Genomic DNA, 16,005 nt, shown 5'->3' on the forward strand with positions numbered 1-16,005 from the left:
CGATTTGGGCACTGTCTCAACCAGAGACTCGGTGAAATTATAGTACCTGTGAAGATGCAGGTTACCCGCGACAGGACGGAAAGACCCCGTGGAGCTTTACTGTAGCCTGATATTGAATTTTGGTACAGTTTGTACAGGATAGGCGGGAGCCTTTGAAACCGGAGCGCTAGCTTCGGTGGAGGCGCTGGTGGGATACCGCCCTGACTGTATTGAAATTCTAACCTACGGGTCTTATCGACCCGGGAGACAGTGTCAGGTGGGCAGTTTGACTGGGGCGGTCGCCTCCTAAAGTGTAACGGAGGCGCCCAAAGGTTCCCTCAGAATGGTTGGAAATCATTCGTAGAGTGCAAAGGCATAAGGGAGCTTGACTGCGAGACCTACAAGTCGAGCAGGGACGAAAGTCGGGCTTAGTGATCCGGTGGTTCCGCATGGAAGGGCCATCGCTCAACGGATAAAAGCTACCCCGGGGATAACAGGCTTATCTCCCCCAAGAGTCCACATCGACGGGGAGGTTTGGCACCTCGATGTCGGCTCATCGCATCCTGGGGCTGTAGTCGGTCCCAAGGGTTGGGCTGTTCGCCCATTAAAGCGGTACGCGAGCTGGGTTCAGAACGTCGTGAGACAGTTCGGTCCCTATCCGTCGTGGGCGTAGGAAATTTGAGAGGAGCTGTCCTTAGTACGAGAGGACCGGGATGGACGCACCGCTGGTGTACCAGTTGTTCTGCCAAGGGCATAGCTGGGTAGCTATGTGCGGAAGGGATAAGTGCTGAAAGCATCTAAGCATGAAGCCCCCCTCAAGATGAGATTTCCCATAGCGTAAGCTAGTAAGATCCCTGAAAGATGATCAGGTTGATAGGTTCGAGGTGGAAGCATGGTGACATGTGGAGCTGACGAATACTAATAGATCGAGGACTTAACCATATAATATGTAGCAAATGTTATCTAGTTTTGAAGGAATATGCCTTCATAGTTTGGTGATGATGGCAGAGAGGTCACACCCGTTCCCATACCGAACACGGAAGTTAAGCTCTCTAGCGCCGATGGTAGTTGGGACCTTGTCCCTGTGAGAGTAGGACGTCGCCAAGCAACTAAAAACACAAGTCTTTTGACTTGTGTTTTTTTTTGTGTTTTCAAACAGTATGCAAAAAGAAGTAATGGTAATACAAACACGTTGCCCAAGGATGAATCATATTATATAAGAAATCGATGTATATTTTTCTGTAAATTGTTAAGGAATAGAAGTATAAAATATGTCCATTTAAATAGGGAGGGAAAGATATGAAATCACAAAACGAAGTTTGTATTGTTTGTGAGACAGAAAGAAAAGAAGGGATATATGTTTATAATAATTTAATATGTTATGAATGTGAAAAGGACATGGTGAATACAGAAACAAATGATCCGAAGTATATATATTATTTAAAACAGCTTCGGAAATTAGAAGTATCATATTTTTAAATAGGCATATGCCTATTATTTTTTTTGTTCTGTATAATAGATAAAGAATGAAATAATAAGGAAGAGATATAGATGAATCAAAATCGCATACCTTTATATGAAGCATTAATAGAGTTTAAAGAAAGAAGGCCGTTATCCTTTCATGTCCCAGGTCATAAAAATGGTTTAAACTTCCCTCAAGGGGCAGTAGAGGAGTTTAAAGATATACTATCTATCGATGTAACTGAGTTATCAGGATTAGATGATTTACATAGTCCGTTTGAATGTATAGATGAGGCACAACAATTATTAGCTGATGTATATGGAGTGAACAAAAGTTATTTTTTAATTAATGGTTCAACAGTCGGGAACTTAGCAATGATTTTGTCTTGCTGTAGGGAACATGATATTGTTCTTGTACAAAGAAATTGTCATAAATCAATTATTAATGGTTTAAAATTAGCAGGAGCCAATCCAATTTTTTTAGATCCATGGATTGATGAAGCTTATAACGTACCCGTGGGAATTCATGATGACATTATTAAGGAAGCAATTGAAAAATACCCAAATGCGAAAGCACTTATTTTAACACATCCTAATTATTATGGTATGGGGATGGATTTAGAGGCAAGCATTGCTTATGCACATGCACATAAAATTCCTGTGTTAGTAGATGAAGCGCATGGAGCTCATTTTTGTTTAGGTGGGGCATTTCCAAAGTCAGCTTTAGCATATGGTGCAGATATTGTAGTTCATTCCGCACATAAAACATTACCTGCGATGACGATGGGATCCTATTTACATATAAATAGCCGCTTAGTGAAAGAAGAAAAAGTTTCTACTTATTTAAGTATGCTACAATCTAGTAGTCCATCGTATCCAATTATGGCTTCTCTTGATATTGCACGCTTTACGATAGCACGTATAAAAGAAAAGGGACATGATGAAATTGTCGAGTTTTTACAGGAATTTAAAGAAGAATTGTCTTCTATCCCACAATTAGCTATTTTACAATATCCATTACAAGACGAGCTAAAAGTTACCGTGCAGACGCGTTGTCAGTTATCAGGATACGAATTACAGTCTGTATTAGAAAAGGTTGGTATATATACCGAAATGGCAGATCCATATAATGTCTTATTTATTTTGCCTTTGCAAGTAAATAAGAAGTATATGAAGGCTATAGAGATGATCCGAGTGGCATTGCAATCTTATGAGGTGAAAGACAAGACGGAATCTATTCGTTATACTTATAAAGGAGAAATTTCTCCCCTGCCGTATACATATAAACAACTGGAAGGATATGAAACAAAAGTAGTATCTGTAGAAGAAGCAGTTGGGATGATAGCAGCAGAAATGGTAATTCCGTATCCACCTGGTATTCCATTGATTATGTATGGGGAAAGAATTACTTCAGAACATAAAGAGCAAATTATGCATTTAGAGAAAGCTGGAGCTCGTTTTCAAGGCAGCACGAAATATATGAAAGTGTATGATATAGAAAGTAGGTTTTAGAATGAAGGGATTATTTGTAACAATTGAAGGTCCAGAAGGTTCGGGTAAAACAACGCTAATTCAAGGTTTATTGCCATACTTTGAACAAAAGGAACAAAAGGTAATGGCGACGAGAGAACCAGGTGGTATTGCAATTTCTGAGGATATTAGAACGATTTTGCATAAACAAGAATATACGATGATGGAAGCACGTACAGAGGCATTGTTATATGCTGCTGCACGTAGACAGCATTTAGTAGAAAAAGTTATGCCGGCACTTAATGAGGATTACCTTGTATTATGTGATCGTTTTATAGATAGCTCTTTAGCGTATCAAGGATATGCAAGAGGGTTAGGTATGGATAAGGTATTTGAAATCAATCGTTTCGCAACAGAGGACTGTATGCCTAGTTTAACAATTTACTTAGATATTGAGCCAGAGGTTGGCTTAGCTCGAATTGCAAAAGATGCAGGACGTGAAGTGAATAGGTTAGATATGGAAGATATCTCTTTCCATAAACGTGTGCGTGAAGGGTATTTACAAGTTGTAGAACGTTTCTCGGATCGTATTGTATTAGTAAATGCTGATCAACCAATGGAAAAACTTATAGAAGAAGTTATTCAGGTTATAGAAGATAAATTGTTATAATAGAAGGAAAGAATGAAATAAGTGAGGTATGCATTATGATGAAGACGTGGGAGCAGCTTTCTGCTATACAACCCATCGGTGTAAAAATGTTGATGAATAGCATCGCAAAAGAGCGTATATCCCACGCTTACTTGTTAGAGGGAGGGAAAGGGACAGGAAAGTTTGCGACGGCAATTCAAATGGCAAAGAGTTTCCTCTGTTCTCAGCGGAATGGGGTAGAACCTTGTCATGTATGTACAAATTGTAAGCGAATTGATTCAGGTAACCACCCAAACTTACATATTGTAAAACCAGACGGATTATCTATTAAGAAGCAGCAAATTCATGATTTACAAGAAGAGTTTTCCAAAACAGGATTAGAAGCAAATAAAAAAGTATATATTATTGAGCACGCAGACCGTATGACGGCAAACGCAGCGAATACACTGTTGAAATTTTTAGAAGAACCAAGTAGTGATACAACAGCTATTTTACTTACTGAACAAAGTCATCAAATTTTAAATACGATTTTATCTCGTTGTCAAGTTGTTACATTTAGACCGTTACCTACGGAATCTTTAATTAGAAGATTACAGGATGAAGGTGTTACGACATCTTTATCGACACTTGCTGCACAACTCACAAATAGTTTTGATGAAGCTTTAGCTTTATGTAGTGATGAATGGTTTGCACAAGCACGAGCTTTAGTGATAAAATTATGTGAAGCGCTCGAAAAAGATAAAGCCTCTGTTTTTTTTGTACAAGAAAAATGGGGAAAACACTTTGGAGAGAAAGAACAATTACAGCAAGGTTTAGATATGTTACTCCTTATTTATAAGGATTTATTATATGTTCAACTTGGAGAAGAAGATCGTCTTGTTTTTCATGAGCAGAAAGAGATGTTTGAATCTTTCTCCTACGCTCAGAAGCGCATTGTATCAGCTCTCTTTAATATATTAGAGGCAAAAAATAGAATCAACGCTAATGTAAATGCGCAGCTTGTGTTCGAACAGTTAGTGTTGCGGTTGCAGGAGGGATGACCGTTTTGTATGATGTAGTAGGTGTTCGCTTTAAGAAGGCCGGAAAGGTGTATTACTTTGATCCGAATCAGTTCGATATCTCTGAAAATGAGTTTGTAATTGTAGAAACGGTAAGAGGTATTGAATACGGAAAAGTAGTTATTACCAAAAAGCAAGTTGATGAAAACGACGTTGTATTACCACTAAAAAAGGTTATTCGCATTGCAAATGAAAACGATCGTACCATTGTTGAAGAGAACAAACATGCTGCAAAAGAAGCATATCAAGTTTGTCAGCAAAAGGTGGTAGAACATAATCTTGATATGAAACTTGTAGATGTAGAGTATACGTTCGATCGCAATAAAATTATTTTCTACTTTACTGCGGATGGTCGGATTGATTTTCGCGAACTAGTGAAGGACTTAGCAGCAATTTTTAGGACAAGAATTGAACTAAGACAAATCGGTGTTCGTGATGAAGCGAAAATGCTTGGTGGTATTGGTCCATGTGGTCGTATGCTTTGTTGTTCTACTTTTTTAGGGGATTTTGAACCTGTATCCATTAAGATGGCAAAGGATCAAAATTTATCATTAAATCCTGCAAAAATCTCTGGTTTATGTGGTCGCTTAATGTGTTGCTTAAAATATGAGAACGATGAATATGAGGCAGCAAAGGAACAACTTCCTGATTTAGATCAACGTATACAAACCCCGCATGGTACTGGCCGTGTTATCGGATTAAATATTTTAGAAAGATTAATTCAAGTGGAACTAGTAGACAAGGAACGGATAGTAGAATATACGTTAGATGAGTTAGTGAATAAAGGGGTCGTTTCGAGTCAAACCACAGATTAATGAGGTGGGTGCTTGTGGAGAAAAAAGATATTTTTGCATCGGTTTCTAGTATGGAAGAGCAAATTGGACATTTATACAAACAGTTGGGAGAATTAAAACAACATCTTGCAGAGTTACTGGAAGAAAACCAACATATAAAAATGGAAAATGAAAATTTGCGACACCGCTTTGAAGAAGTACAGATTAAAGAAAAACAAAAAACTCAAAAACGTAAAGAAGTGAAGCCGAAGACAGATATTGGTGAAGGCTACGATAATTTAGCAAGACTATATCAAGAAGGTTTTCATATTTGTAATCTGCATTATGGAAGTGTACGTAAAGAGGGAGATTGTTTATTCTGCCTGTCATTTTTAAATAAAAAGTGAAATTACCTTTCCAATAATAATTGGAAAGGTAATTTTTTATACATGAGAGTAGAATCGAATATGTTTTTTATTAGTAGAAGATGAAATAGGGTAGGTTAAGTGTAAGAAAAGGAGCAACATATGAATTTATATGAAGATGAACGTTTAGATTACTTATTAGCACAAGATTTGAAGATTATACAAAGCCCATCAGTATTTAATTTCTCGTTAGATGCTGTTTTACTTGCAGACTTTGCTTGGGTGCCAATTCAAAAAGGTAATTTACTTGATTTGTGTACAGGTAATGCAGTTGTGCCCCTTCTATTAAGTACAAGGACGAAAGGGAATATTACTGGTGTAGAAATTCAAGAACGCTTATATGATATGGGAATAAGAAGTGTCCAATACAATAAGTTGGAAGAAAGAATTCACTTAATACACGGGGATTTGAAAGATATGCCGGAGAAACTTGGGCGTCATCAATATGATGTTGTCACATGTAATCCGCCTTATTTCCAAACACCTGCAACTTCTGAAAAAAATATGAATGAACATTTAGCGATAGCTCGTCATGAAATTATGTGTACACTAGAGGATGTTGTATCTGCAAGTAGTCAGCTAGTAAAGCAAGGCGGGAAAGTAGCATTTGTACATCGTCCAGGTCGTTTATTAGATATTGTTACATTAATGCGTAAATACAAAATTGAACCGAAGCGTGTACGATTTGTTTATCCTAAGGCAGGGAAAGAAGCGAATACATTGTTAATTGAAGGAATTAAGGACGGAAACGCAGATTTGAAAATATTGCCACCTCTTTTTGTATATGAAGAAAATAATGAATATACAAAGGAGATTCGCTCGATTTTATATGGAGAAGAATAAGCATTGTTTTTATGTAGTGGAGTGCTCTGATGGAAGTTACTATGCTGGATATACAAATCATATAGAGAAGCGGATTGAGACCCATAATAGCGGAAAAGGGGCTAAGTATACGCGTGCTAGACTTCCTGTTGCTTTAAAATACGTAGAATTTCATGAAGATAAGCGTACAGCTATGCAAGCAGAGTATTATTTTAAGCAATTAAATAGAAAACAAAAAGAAGAATATATGCAAAAAGGAGAACGCTATGTGGCAACAAAAAAGCTTTCAACAAAGTGAAAAGGGAGTTTTATATTTAGTACCAACTCCTATTGGAAATTTAGAAGATATGACATTTCGTGCAATCCGAATTTTAAAAGAAGCGGATTTAATTGCTGCTGAAGATACGAGACAAACGAAAAAACTTTGTAATTATTTTGAAATTGAAACGCCTGTTATGAGTTACCACGAGCATAATAAAGAAGTAAGTGGAAAGAAAATATTAGAGAAGTTAGATGAAGGAAAGACTGTAGCACTTGTTAGTGACGCTGGTATGCCGTGTATTTCCGATCCAGGCTATGATATTGTTGTCGAGGCAGTAGCTGAGCAATATCATGTAATCCCGCTTCCTGGGGCAAATGCAGCCCTTACAGCATTAATTGCATCAGGACTTGAAACAAAACAGTTTTATTTCTATGGGTTTTTACAAAGAAATAAAAAAGAAAGGAAAATGGAGTTAGAGAAGCTTCGTTACATACAAACTACAATGATGTTTTATGAAGCGCCTCACCGCTTGGATGATACTTTAATCTCGATGCAAGAAGTATTGGGAAATAGAGAAATTGTATTATGTCGAGAGTTAACGAAAAAATTCGAGGAATTTATTCGTGGAACAGTTGAAGAAGCAATTGAGTGGACGAAACAAAATGAAGTTCGTGGTGAGTTTTGTATTTTAGTAGCTGGTTCAACGGAAGAACCTGCTCCAGAGGAACAATGGTGGGAATCTATTTCGGTATATGACCATATTGAACATTATATAAACGAAAAAGGTATGAATTCAAAAGAGGCGATAAAAACAGTTGCTAAAGATCGAGATTTGTCGAAACGCGATGTATATCAAATCTATCATGTCGATAAAAAATAAGCTTCTCATAATTGAGAAGCTTATTTTGCTGTTTCGATATAATCTTGAAGCTCGTTTAAGATTTGCTCAGCGCCTTCTTTGCTTAAGATAATTTTACCTTCAGCTAAAGATAGGTTACCATCAGATACTTCACCAGTTACTTGGCAAGTCATGTTTGGCTTATATTTTTTTAAGATGATTTTCTCGTCATCAACATAGATTTCAAGAGCATCCTTTTCTGCAATACCTAAAGTACGGCGTAATTCGATTGGAATTACTACACGACCTAATTCATCAACTTTACGAACGATACCAGTAGATTTCATAATTCTTTTCCTCCTAAAGAAATAGTTTATAAGTTTCGAGTCTATTTTTAGATTCGTCATTTTTCGACAAAATACCCTATGGACATATGATACCAATCATTTACATTTCCGTCAATTCTTTAATTCTATATTTTTTAAAAAGATTTATAGATTTCTTACTTCTTATATATAATAGAGTTTGAGTAATTTCTACTATTATTTCACTTTATTTTCGGAAAAATCAAGAAATTATAGGTAATGACTGTATATTTTCTTGAAATATGAGTAATAGATGATAAATATAAAAATATGAACTTGTTTTTATCCTGCATTAACGAGTAGTAAGATTTTAAATTTTAAATTCGGCTGGGCCAAAGAAGTTAAGTGGAAGTCGGATTGCTCGTAAAAGTCCGATTGGTGTGGGTTGATAATCCGTGGGAATGAACAAGACCCTCACAGATTAAAGTTTCACTTTATATATAAGTTTTTGATATACTATTTATAAATACATATGAGGTTATCCGGGAGGTTCAAAACAATGACAAAGGAAAACAAATCCTTTTATATTACTACCCCAATTTATTATCCAAGTGGAAAATTACACATTGGACATGCTTATACAACAGTAGCAGGAGATGCGATGGCACGATATAAGCGTATGCAAGGATATAATGTTCATTATTTAACAGGAACTGATGAGCATGGACAGAAGATCCAAAAGAAAGCAGAAGAATTAAATGTTACACCACAAGCATATGTGGATAACATCGTTGCAGGAATTAAAGAACTTTGGGAGAAGATGGATATCTCCTATGATGACTTTATCCGTACAACGGAAGATCGTCATAAAGATGTTGTCGAAAAAATCTTCAAGCAACTAGTAGATCAAGGTGATATTTATCTTGATGAATATGAAGGTTGGTATTCTGTACAAGATGAGACATTCTATACAGAGCATCAATTAGTAGATCCAATTATGGAAGGTGACAAAGTAGTTGGGGGAAAAAGTCCAGACAGTGGTCATGATGTAGAACTTGTTCGTGAAGAATCATATTTCTTTAGAATGGGTAAATATGTTGACAGACTATTAAAGTTCTATGAAGAGAATCCACATTTCATTCAGCCAGAGTCTCGTAAGAATGAAATGATTAATAACTTTATTAAACCAGGATTGGAAGATTTAGCAGTTTCCCGTACTTCATTTGACTGGGGAGTTCGTGTTCCAAGTAATCCGAAACACGTTATTTACGTATGGGTTGACGCATTATCTAACTACATTACAGCATTAGGTTATGGAACAGAAAATGAAGAGATGTATAAGAAGTTCTGGCCAGCAGATGTGCATTTAGTTGGAAAAGAAATCGTTCGTTTCCATACGATTTATTGGCCAATCATTTTAATGGCATTAGATTTACCTCTTCCGAAAAAAGTCTTTGCTCACGGTTGGATTTTAATGAAGGATGGAAAGATGAGTAAGTCAAAAGGAAATGTAGTAGATCCAGTTACATTAATTGATCGTTACGGATTAGATGCATTACGTTATTACTTACTTCGTGAAGTTCCATTTGGATCTGATGGCGTATTCACACCAGAAGGATTTGTGGAGCGTATTAATTTCGATTTAGCAAATGACTTAGGTAACTTATTAAATCGTACAGTAGCTATGATTGATAAGTACTTTAACGGAGAAATCCCTGCATTTAAAGAAAATGTAACGGAATTTGATGAAACGTTAGTAACATTTGCGAAAGATACATTAAAAAAAGTGGAAGAAGCAATGGAGAATATGGAATTCTCTGTAGCTCTAAGCTCAATTTGGCAATTGGTTAGCCGTACGAATAAATATATTGACGAAACACAACCGTGGGTATTAGCGAAAGATGAGAATGATCGCGAAAAGTTAGCCTCTGTAATGGCTCACTTAGCAGAAGTACTTCGTCAAACGGGTATTATGCTTATGCCATTCTTAACAGTAGCACCAAGCAAAATGTTTGCTCAGCTTGGCCTTACTGATGAAGCACATATATCTTGGGGAAGCCTATCTACAATCGGCTGTATTCCAGCTGGAACAAAAGTAGAAAAAGGACAACCAATTTTCCCTCGTTTAGAAATGGACGTGGAAGTGGCGTACATTAAAGAACAAATGAAAGCCTCTGCTCCTAAAGTAGAAGAGAAAAAAGAAGAAGAACCGAAGGCAGAAGAAATTACAATTGATGATTTCTTTAAAGTAGAATTGCGTGTAGCTGAAGTTCTATCTGCGGAACCTGTGAAAAAAGCAGACAAGTTGTTAAAAATTCAACTAGACTTAGGTACAGAAAAGCGTCAAGTTGTTTCTGGAATTGCAAAATTCTATTCGCCAGAAGACCTAAAAGGTAAAAAGGTTATTTGTGTAACAAATTTAAAACCTGTAAAATTACGCGGTGAATTATCGCAAGGTATGATTTTAGCGGGTGAAGAGAATGGCGTATTGTCATTAGCATCGATTGACCAAAATCTACCAAATGGTACAAAAATTAAGTAATTAAGACAAGAAAAGAGATGTTTCACGTGTAACATGTGTGAAGCGTCTTTTTTCTTTTTACACTCTCAATTTTTGCATTAAGATTGTAGTATTGTTATCGTTAAGTTATAAAAGAGCTTATTTACGTAGAATAAATTTGATTTCAATATAAAAGGAGTTATGTATTATGTTGTTTGATACACATTCACATTTGAATGCAGAGCAATTTGAAGAAGACTTACAAGAAGTTATTGCCCGAATGAAAGAAGCGGGGGTTACTTATACAGTTGTTGTTGGTTTTGATGAAGTAACGATAAAAAAGGCGATTGAATTAGCTGAAGCCTATGATTTTATTTATGCCGCGGTTGGATGGCACCCAGTTGATGCAGTCGACATGACAGAAGAGCATTTAGCTTGGTTAGAAGAACTTGCTTCTCATCCTAAAGTCGTTGCACTTGGAGAAATGGGCTTAGATTATCACTGGGATAAGTCTCCAAAAGAAATACAGAAAGAAGTATTCCGTAAACAAATTGCATTAGCGAAAAAAGTAAAATTGCCGATTATTATACATAACCGCGATGCAACCCAAGATATTGTTGATATTCTAGAAGAAGAGAATGCGGCTGAAGTAGGAGGCATTATGCATTGCTTTAGCGGCAGCGTAGAGGTAGCAGAGCGATGTGTTGATATGAACTTTTTAATTTCGTTAGGTGGACCAGTTACATTTAAAAATGCTAAGAAGCCGAAAGAAGTTGCTACTGAGATTCCATTAGAAAAATTGTTAATAGAGACGGATTGTCCGTATTTAACACCACATCCATTTCGAGGAAAACGAAATGAACCAAGTTATGTAAAACTCGTAGCAGAAGAAATTGCAAACTTAAAAGGAATTTCTTATGAAGAGGTAGCGGAAGTAACAACTAAGAATGCAAAAGCTTTATTTGGTGTCGAATAAAAAGAATGGGGAGAGCCCATTCTTTTTATTTTTTGAGAAACGTAATAGTAGAAGTGGTAGAGAAACCGAGGGTGAATGAGTAAGTGTTACAATAAGGAGAGAGAACAAAGTTTTGGACATTCTATTTTTTAAAATGTAACAATGGGGAAAATAATAATGGAAAAGTCGTCATTTTTTTGTTTTACTAAGTAGAGACGAAACGAGTGTGGAGGCAAGCATGAAAATTAAAGAGATTATCGTTGTAGAAGGTAAAGATGATACAGTTGCGATTAAGCGTGCTGTTGATGCGGATACAATTGAAACGAACGGTTCAGCAATCGGTGATCATGTTATTGAACAAGTAAAATTAGCGCTGCAAAAACGAGGCGTTATTATTTTCACAGATCCGGATTATCCTGGAGAGCGTATTCGAAAAATTATTTCTGATAAGGTGCCTGGATGTAAACATGCTTTTTTACCGAAGGAAGAAGCACTTGCTAAGAGGAAAAAAGGTGTCGGAATTGAACATGCTTCTAATGAATCAATTCGCCGTGCTTTAGAGAATATACATGAAGAAATGGAAGCTTACACAAGTGAAATTAGTTGGAGCGATTTAGTCGATGCAGGTTTAGTGGGCGGAGAAATGGCAAAGAGTCGCAGAGAAAGAATGGGTAAGCTATTAAAGATTGGTTATACAAACGCAAAACAGTTACATAAACGTTTACAAATGTTTCAAGTTTCAAAAGAATCATTTGCAGAAGCTTATAAGCAAGTCATACAGGAGGAAAGAAAATGAAGGATATCGCAACGCCAAATCGTACGAAAGATATTGTTGAAAAGTATGGATTTTCATTCAAAAAAAGTTTAGGACAAAATTTTTTAATTGATACGAATGTATTAAATCGTATCGTTGATCACGCTGAAATTGGTTCAGAAAGTGGTGCAATTGAAATTGGACCAGGTATCGGTGCATTAACAGAACAATTAGCGAAGCGTGCTAAAAAAGTAGTGGCTTTTGAAATTGATCAAAGGTTATTACCGATTTTAGATGAGACGTTAGCTCCATATGGCAACGTTACTGTTATCAATAAAGATGTACTAAAGGCAGATGTACATGAGGTGTTTAGTGAGCAATTTGAAGAAGGGCAAGATGTAATGGTAGTAGCTAACTTACCATACTATATTACGACGCCAATTTTATTTAAATTGCTGGAAGAGAAATTACCGGTTCGTGGATTCGTTGTTATGATGCAAAAAGAAGTTGGGGATCGTTTAGCAGCTAAGCCTGGAACGAAAGAGTATGGTTCTTTATCCATTGCTATTCAGTATTATACAGAGGTAGAAACAGTTATGACTGTACCGCGTACAGTGTTTGTGCCACAACCGAATGTTGATTCTGCAATTATTCGCCTCCTAAAGCGTCCTAAACCAGTGGTAGAGGTAACAGATGAGACATTCTTCTTTGAAGTAGTACGAGCAAGTTTTGCACAGCGTCGTAAAACTTTAATGAATAATTTATCAAATAATTTAAATGGTTTCCCGAAAGATAAAGAGCTGTTGGATCGGATTTTAACAGAAGTAGGAATTGATCCAAAACGAAGAGGCGAAACGCTATCTATCGAAGAGTTTGCGACATTAAGTAATGCATTAGTTCTTCATAAGTTATCATAAGGGTACAAAAGGGACAGTTCAATTTGAACTGTCCCTTTTGTCACCTTTCTCCTCCTAAATTCATACTTTAAAAACAGGTAAGATGGCCTAACGAGTTTGGAGGTAGGAGAATGGCTTTACATGTTGGAGAATTAGTGGAACGATATTCTCATAATAGGGATATCCTTTTTCGTATTATAGAAATAAAAGGTGAGATAGCTATATTGTTTGGAGAGGAAATTAGATTAGTGGCAGATGCGCCACTTGAAGATTTAATTAGTATAGATCAACGAGAACATAAAAAGAGAGCAAAGCGTGAGAAAGAAACAATGGAGCGGACGTATCGTTTGTTTCAACAAGATTACGTATTAATGAAACAAAGGCATGAACACACTTCAACTGGTGGATATACAAGTGAAGTGAATTATTTTCAAATGCCAGGGCGTGTCTTGCATATAGATGGAGACCCGTTATATTTACGCAAGTGCCTAGATTTATATAATAAAATTGGTGTTCCTGTACAAGGTATTCATTGTAAAGAAACGGAGATGCATGAAAAGGTAGTAGATTTAATAGATCATTTTCGTCCGGACATTTTAGTTATTACAGGGCACGATGCGTATACAAAATCAAAAGGCGTAAAGGGAGATTTAGCAGCATATAGGCATTCAAGGCATTTTGTACAGGCTGTTCGAGAAGTGCGAAAAAAATATCCATCGTTGGATCAACTCGTTATTTTTGCTGGGGCATGTCAATCACACTTTGAAGCATTAATTCGAGCAGGTGCTAATTTTGCTAGTTCTCCATCTAGAATTAATATTCACTCACTAGATCCTGTATATGTGGTTGGCAAAATTAGTTTTACGTCATTTATGGAAAGGGTTAATGTATGGGATGTTGTACGTAATACGATTACTGGTGAAAAGGGGCTTGGCGGGATTGAGACGAGGGGGATTTTACGAACTGGATTACCTTTTCAACATTATGAAGAATAAGCAAGGTACATATGTATCTTGCTTTTTTATTTGGAGAGGATTTAAATCAGTTTGGATAAAAAGAGACAAGAACGCACAGACTACATAATGATACTTTTACAATATAGTATTTCTTCTATCTATTCGAACGCATGATGCTTTTATAATGATATTGTCTGTGAGTTGCGGTTAATAATTGGGATAGATATATCGTGTTTTAAGTGTTCAATCTAAATTACAGCGAGGTGTAACGAAGTATATGTCAAAACGTTTAGATGAAATTAAAAACGAATTAGATCACCATCTTGGACAGAGACTGATGTTAAAGGCGAACAGTGGGAGAAGAAAAACTGTAGAACAATCGGGTGTACTTGCAGAAACGTACCGTTCTGTTTTTGTTGTACAACTGGATCAACAAGAAGATGCGTTACAACGTGTATCGTATAGTTATGCGGATGTTTTAACAGAGACAGTAGAGTTAACATTTTATGGTGAATCTCATAATGAAGTGATTTTATAATTCATGTATCGTTACATATATTCCCACAAATGAAAAGCTATATTATTTTGCATACTAATGATACCGTAGCAAAATAAGGAGGGACTCTGCATTGAGTAGACGAAGAGGTGTCATGTCGAATCAATTTAAAGAAGAGCTTGCAAAAGAGCTAGGCTTTTATGATGTTGTTCAGAAAGAAGGATGGGGCGGAATTCGTGCGAAAGATGCTGGTAACATGGTGAAACGTGCTATAGAAATTGCAGAACAGCAATTAATGAAACAAAACCAGTAGTTGTAAGATACTTTCTATGCTACGGTAGCCGAGGAGTGATTCCTCGGCTTTTTGTACTATAAAAGGTGCCATCATTTTACATAAGTAGTTTCATTCTGAATGCTTTTCGTTATAATTAGGGAAGTGTCATCGTCTTACTATAAATTTATGGTAAAATAAACGATAAAAGATTGAGTACATAGAGTGGGTGAATAGATTGAAGCTACTAGTGAAAGCACCAGCAAAGATTAATCTGTCGTTAGATGTACTGGGAAAAAGACAAGACGGATATCATGAAGTGAAAATGATTATGACAACAATTGATTTAGCGGATCGTTTAGAACTAATGGAATTAGCAGAAGACCGTATTGAAATTTTATCCCATAATCGGTATGTCCCAGACGACCAAAGAAATCTGGCTTATCAAGCAGCGAAATTATTAAAAGAGAAGTTTAATGTGAAAAAAGGTGTATCTATTACTATTGAAAAAACGATTCCAGTAGCAGCTGGATTAGCGGGTGGAAGTAGTGATGCAGCAGCGACATTACGTGGTCTTAATAAATTATGGAATTTAGGGCTTACAATTGATCAGTTAGCAGAGCTTGGCGCAGAAATTGGGTCAGACGTATCGTTTTGCGTATATGGTGGGACAGCAATTGCCACTGGAAGAGGGGAGCAGATTGAGCACATAAAAACTCCACCTTCTTGTTGGGTTATTTTAGCAAAACCCCATATTGGTGTATCTACTGCTGATGTGTATGGAAATTTAAAGTTAAATCGAGTTACACATCCAAATGTAGATAAAATGGTGGATGTTATAAATGCTGGAGACTACAAAGGGATTTGTGATACTGTCGGTAACGTTTTAGAAGATGTAACGTTTGCGATGCATCCTGAAGTTGCACGTATTAAGGCACAGATGAAGCGATTTGGAGCAGATGCCGTATTAATGAGTGGTAGTGGTCCAACTGTATTCGGTCTGGTGCACCATGATTCGCGAATGCATCGTATATATAACGGATTAAAAGGATTTTGTGAACAAGTATACGCAGTACGTTTATTAGGAGAGCGAGAAACGCTTGAATAAAGACGTATAATACGTTATGATTTGTTT

18 protein-coding genes and 2 rRNA genes (1 of these 20 running past the window's edge) are annotated in these 16,005 nt (G+C 36.6%); 19 read left to right on the plus strand and 1 reads right to left on the minus strand.

Annotated features, from left to right (window positions below; translation table 11 throughout):
* The 11 genes from EGX95_RS26470 to rsmI all read left to right on the plus strand — a co-directional run.
* A 23S ribosomal RNA gene (locus tag EGX95_RS26470) occupies positions 1 to 921 on the plus strand (it extends 2,002 nt beyond the left edge of the window).
* A gap of 49 nt (positions 922 to 970) precedes the next feature.
* A 5S ribosomal RNA gene (rrf, locus tag EGX95_RS26475) occupies positions 971 to 1,086 on the plus strand.
* Positions 1,087 to 1,278: 192 nt separating this feature from the next.
* Positions 1,279 to 1,458, plus strand: a complete 180-nt coding sequence (locus EGX95_RS26480; protein ID WP_000842028.1) for a sigma factor G inhibitor Gin — start codon at positions 1,279 to 1,281, stop codon at positions 1,456 to 1,458.
* A 72-nt stretch (positions 1,459 to 1,530) separates the two neighbouring features.
* Complete coding sequence (locus tag EGX95_RS26485) at positions 1,531 to 2,952, plus strand: aminotransferase class I/II-fold pyridoxal phosphate-dependent enzyme (protein WP_001075283.1); 1,422 nt, start codon at positions 1,531 to 1,533, stop codon at positions 2,950 to 2,952.
* A gap of 1 nt (position 2,953) precedes the next feature.
* Entirely contained in the window at positions 2,954 to 3,580 is a 627-nt protein-coding gene (gene tmk, locus EGX95_RS26490) for a dTMP kinase (RefSeq protein WP_000677229.1), read from the plus strand.
* Between the two features lie 35 nt (positions 3,581 to 3,615).
* On the plus strand, positions 3,616 to 4,599 hold the full coding sequence (gene holB, locus EGX95_RS26495) for a DNA polymerase III subunit delta' (protein WP_000978581.1): 984 nt from the start codon (positions 3,616 to 3,618) through the stop codon (positions 4,597 to 4,599).
* A 5-nt stretch (positions 4,600 to 4,604) separates the two neighbouring features.
* Positions 4,605 to 5,432 carry a PSP1 domain-containing protein gene (locus tag EGX95_RS26500; protein WP_000272429.1) on the plus strand — a complete coding sequence of 276 codons (828 nt, stop codon included), beginning with the start codon at positions 4,605 to 4,607 and terminating at the stop codon, positions 5,430 to 5,432.
* A gap of 14 nt (positions 5,433 to 5,446) precedes the next feature.
* A complete protein-coding gene (gene yabA, locus EGX95_RS26505) occupies positions 5,447 to 5,797 on the plus strand; it encodes a DNA replication initiation control protein YabA (protein ID WP_000412056.1) in 351 nt (116 codons plus the stop codon).
* Positions 5,798 to 5,917: 120 nt separating this feature from the next.
* On the plus strand, positions 5,918 to 6,658 hold the full coding sequence (locus tag EGX95_RS26510; protein WP_001055351.1) for a tRNA1(Val) (adenine(37)-N6)-methyltransferase: 741 nt from the start codon (positions 5,918 to 5,920) through the stop codon (positions 6,656 to 6,658).
* Positions 6,645 to 6,935: a GIY-YIG nuclease family protein gene (locus tag EGX95_RS26515; protein ID WP_000414340.1), complete on the plus strand. Its 291-nt coding sequence runs from the start codon at positions 6,645 to 6,647 to the stop codon at positions 6,933 to 6,935. Before EGX95_RS26510 ends, EGX95_RS26515 begins: the two co-directional genes overlap by 14 nt.
* Positions 6,904 to 7,779, plus strand: a complete 876-nt coding sequence (gene rsmI, locus EGX95_RS26520; protein ID WP_000267830.1) for a 16S rRNA (cytidine(1402)-2'-O)-methyltransferase — start codon at positions 6,904 to 6,906, stop codon at positions 7,777 to 7,779. Before EGX95_RS26515 ends, rsmI begins: the two co-directional genes overlap by 32 nt.
* Positions 7,780 to 7,799: 20 nt before the next feature.
* On the opposite strand, the gene EGX95_RS26525 is transcribed toward rsmI, so the two are convergent.
* A complete protein-coding gene (locus tag EGX95_RS26525) occupies positions 7,800 to 8,084 on the minus strand; it encodes a transition state genes transcriptional regulator AbrB (RefSeq protein ID WP_000843036.1) in 285 nt (94 codons plus the stop codon).
* Between the two features lie 517 nt (positions 8,085 to 8,601).
* On the opposite strand from EGX95_RS26525, the gene metG reads away from it, so the two are divergent.
* The 8 genes from metG (at position 8,602) to ispE (ending at position 15,978) form a co-directional block, all read left to right on the plus strand.
* Positions 8,602 to 10,584: a methionine--tRNA ligase gene (gene metG, locus EGX95_RS26530; protein ID WP_000159681.1), complete on the plus strand. Its 1,983-nt coding sequence runs from the start codon at positions 8,602 to 8,604 to the stop codon at positions 10,582 to 10,584.
* Between the two features lie 166 nt (positions 10,585 to 10,750).
* The gene (locus tag EGX95_RS26535) at positions 10,751 to 11,518 is read left to right on the plus strand and encodes a TatD family hydrolase (RefSeq protein WP_000895835.1); all 768 of its coding nucleotides are present in this window, start codon (positions 10,751 to 10,753) and stop codon (positions 11,516 to 11,518) included.
* Positions 11,519 to 11,735: 217 nt separating this feature from the next.
* Positions 11,736 to 12,293 (plus strand): ribonuclease M5, encoded by a 558-nt coding sequence (gene rnmV / locus EGX95_RS26540; RefSeq protein ID WP_000692830.1) that lies wholly within the window; start codon positions 11,736 to 11,738, stop codon positions 12,291 to 12,293.
* Positions 12,290 to 13,168, plus strand: a complete 879-nt coding sequence (gene rsmA, locus EGX95_RS26545) for a 16S rRNA (adenine(1518)-N(6)/adenine(1519)-N(6))-dimethyltransferase RsmA (protein ID WP_000651552.1) — start codon at positions 12,290 to 12,292, stop codon at positions 13,166 to 13,168. The genes rnmV and rsmA overlap by 4 nt, the downstream gene beginning before the upstream one ends.
* A gap of 110 nt (positions 13,169 to 13,278) precedes the next feature.
* A complete protein-coding gene (yabG, locus tag EGX95_RS26550) occupies positions 13,279 to 14,142 on the plus strand; it encodes a sporulation peptidase YabG (RefSeq protein WP_123805782.1) in 864 nt (287 codons plus the stop codon).
* A 238-nt stretch (positions 14,143 to 14,380) separates the two neighbouring features.
* Positions 14,381 to 14,641: a biofilm formation stimulator Veg gene (gene veg / locus EGX95_RS26555; protein ID WP_000044342.1), complete on the plus strand. Its 261-nt coding sequence runs from the start codon at positions 14,381 to 14,383 to the stop codon at positions 14,639 to 14,641.
* Between the two features lie 91 nt (positions 14,642 to 14,732).
* A complete protein-coding gene (sspF, locus tag EGX95_RS26560; protein ID WP_001985066.1) occupies positions 14,733 to 14,912 on the plus strand; it encodes an acid-soluble spore protein SspF in 180 nt (59 codons plus the stop codon).
* A 196-nt stretch (positions 14,913 to 15,108) separates the two neighbouring features.
* A complete protein-coding gene (ispE, locus tag EGX95_RS26565; RefSeq protein ID WP_000772094.1) occupies positions 15,109 to 15,978 on the plus strand; it encodes a 4-(cytidine 5'-diphospho)-2-C-methyl-D-erythritol kinase in 870 nt (289 codons plus the stop codon).
* The last annotated feature ends 27 nt before the right edge of the window (positions 15,979 to 16,005 follow it).

It is taken from the genome of Bacillus sp. FDAARGOS_527, from assembly GCF_003812125.1.
In the GTDB taxonomy this organism is placed as follows: Bacteria; Bacillota; Bacilli; order Bacillales; family Bacillaceae_G; genus Bacillus_A; species Bacillus_A paranthracis.

Bases quoted from the DNA above. Each gene is read 5' to 3' on its own strand.
- yabG (WP_123805782.1), top strand. From the start codon at position 13,279: ATGGCTTTACATGTTGGAGAATTAGTGGAACGATATTCTCATAATAGG.
- EGX95_RS26515 (WP_000414340.1), top strand. From the start codon at position 6,645: ATGGAGAAGAATAAGCATTGTTTTTATGTAGTGGAGTGCTCTGATGGA.
- EGX95_RS26480 (WP_000842028.1), top strand. From the start codon at position 1,279: ATGAAATCACAAAACGAAGTTTGTATTGTTTGTGAGACAGAAAGAAAA.
- tmk (WP_000677229.1), top strand. From the start codon at position 2,954: ATGAAGGGATTATTTGTAACAATTGAAGGTCCAGAAGGTTCGGGTAAA.
- EGX95_RS26535 (WP_000895835.1), top strand. From the start codon at position 10,751: ATGTTGTTTGATACACATTCACATTTGAATGCAGAGCAATTTGAAGAA.
- EGX95_RS26485 (WP_001075283.1), top strand. From the start codon at position 1,531: ATGAATCAAAATCGCATACCTTTATATGAAGCATTAATAGAGTTTAAA.
- holB (WP_000978581.1), top strand. From the start codon at position 3,616: ATGATGAAGACGTGGGAGCAGCTTTCTGCTATACAACCCATCGGTGTA.
- metG (WP_000159681.1), top strand. From the start codon at position 8,602: ATGACAAAGGAAAACAAATCCTTTTATATTACTACCCCAATTTATTAT.
- rsmA (WP_000651552.1), top strand. From the start codon at position 12,290: ATGAAGGATATCGCAACGCCAAATCGTACGAAAGATATTGTTGAAAAG.
- rnmV (WP_000692830.1), top strand. From the start codon at position 11,736: ATGAAAATTAAAGAGATTATCGTTGTAGAAGGTAAAGATGATACAGTT.
- veg (WP_000044342.1), top strand. From the start codon at position 14,381: ATGTCAAAACGTTTAGATGAAATTAAAAACGAATTAGATCACCATCTT.
- EGX95_RS26525 (WP_000843036.1), bottom strand. From the start codon at position 8,084: ATGAAATCTACTGGTATCGTTCGTAAAGTTGATGAATTAGGTCGTGTA.
- EGX95_RS26510 (WP_001055351.1), top strand. From the start codon at position 5,918: ATGAATTTATATGAAGATGAACGTTTAGATTACTTATTAGCACAAGAT.
- rsmI (WP_000267830.1), top strand. From the start codon at position 6,904: ATGTGGCAACAAAAAAGCTTTCAACAAAGTGAAAAGGGAGTTTTATAT.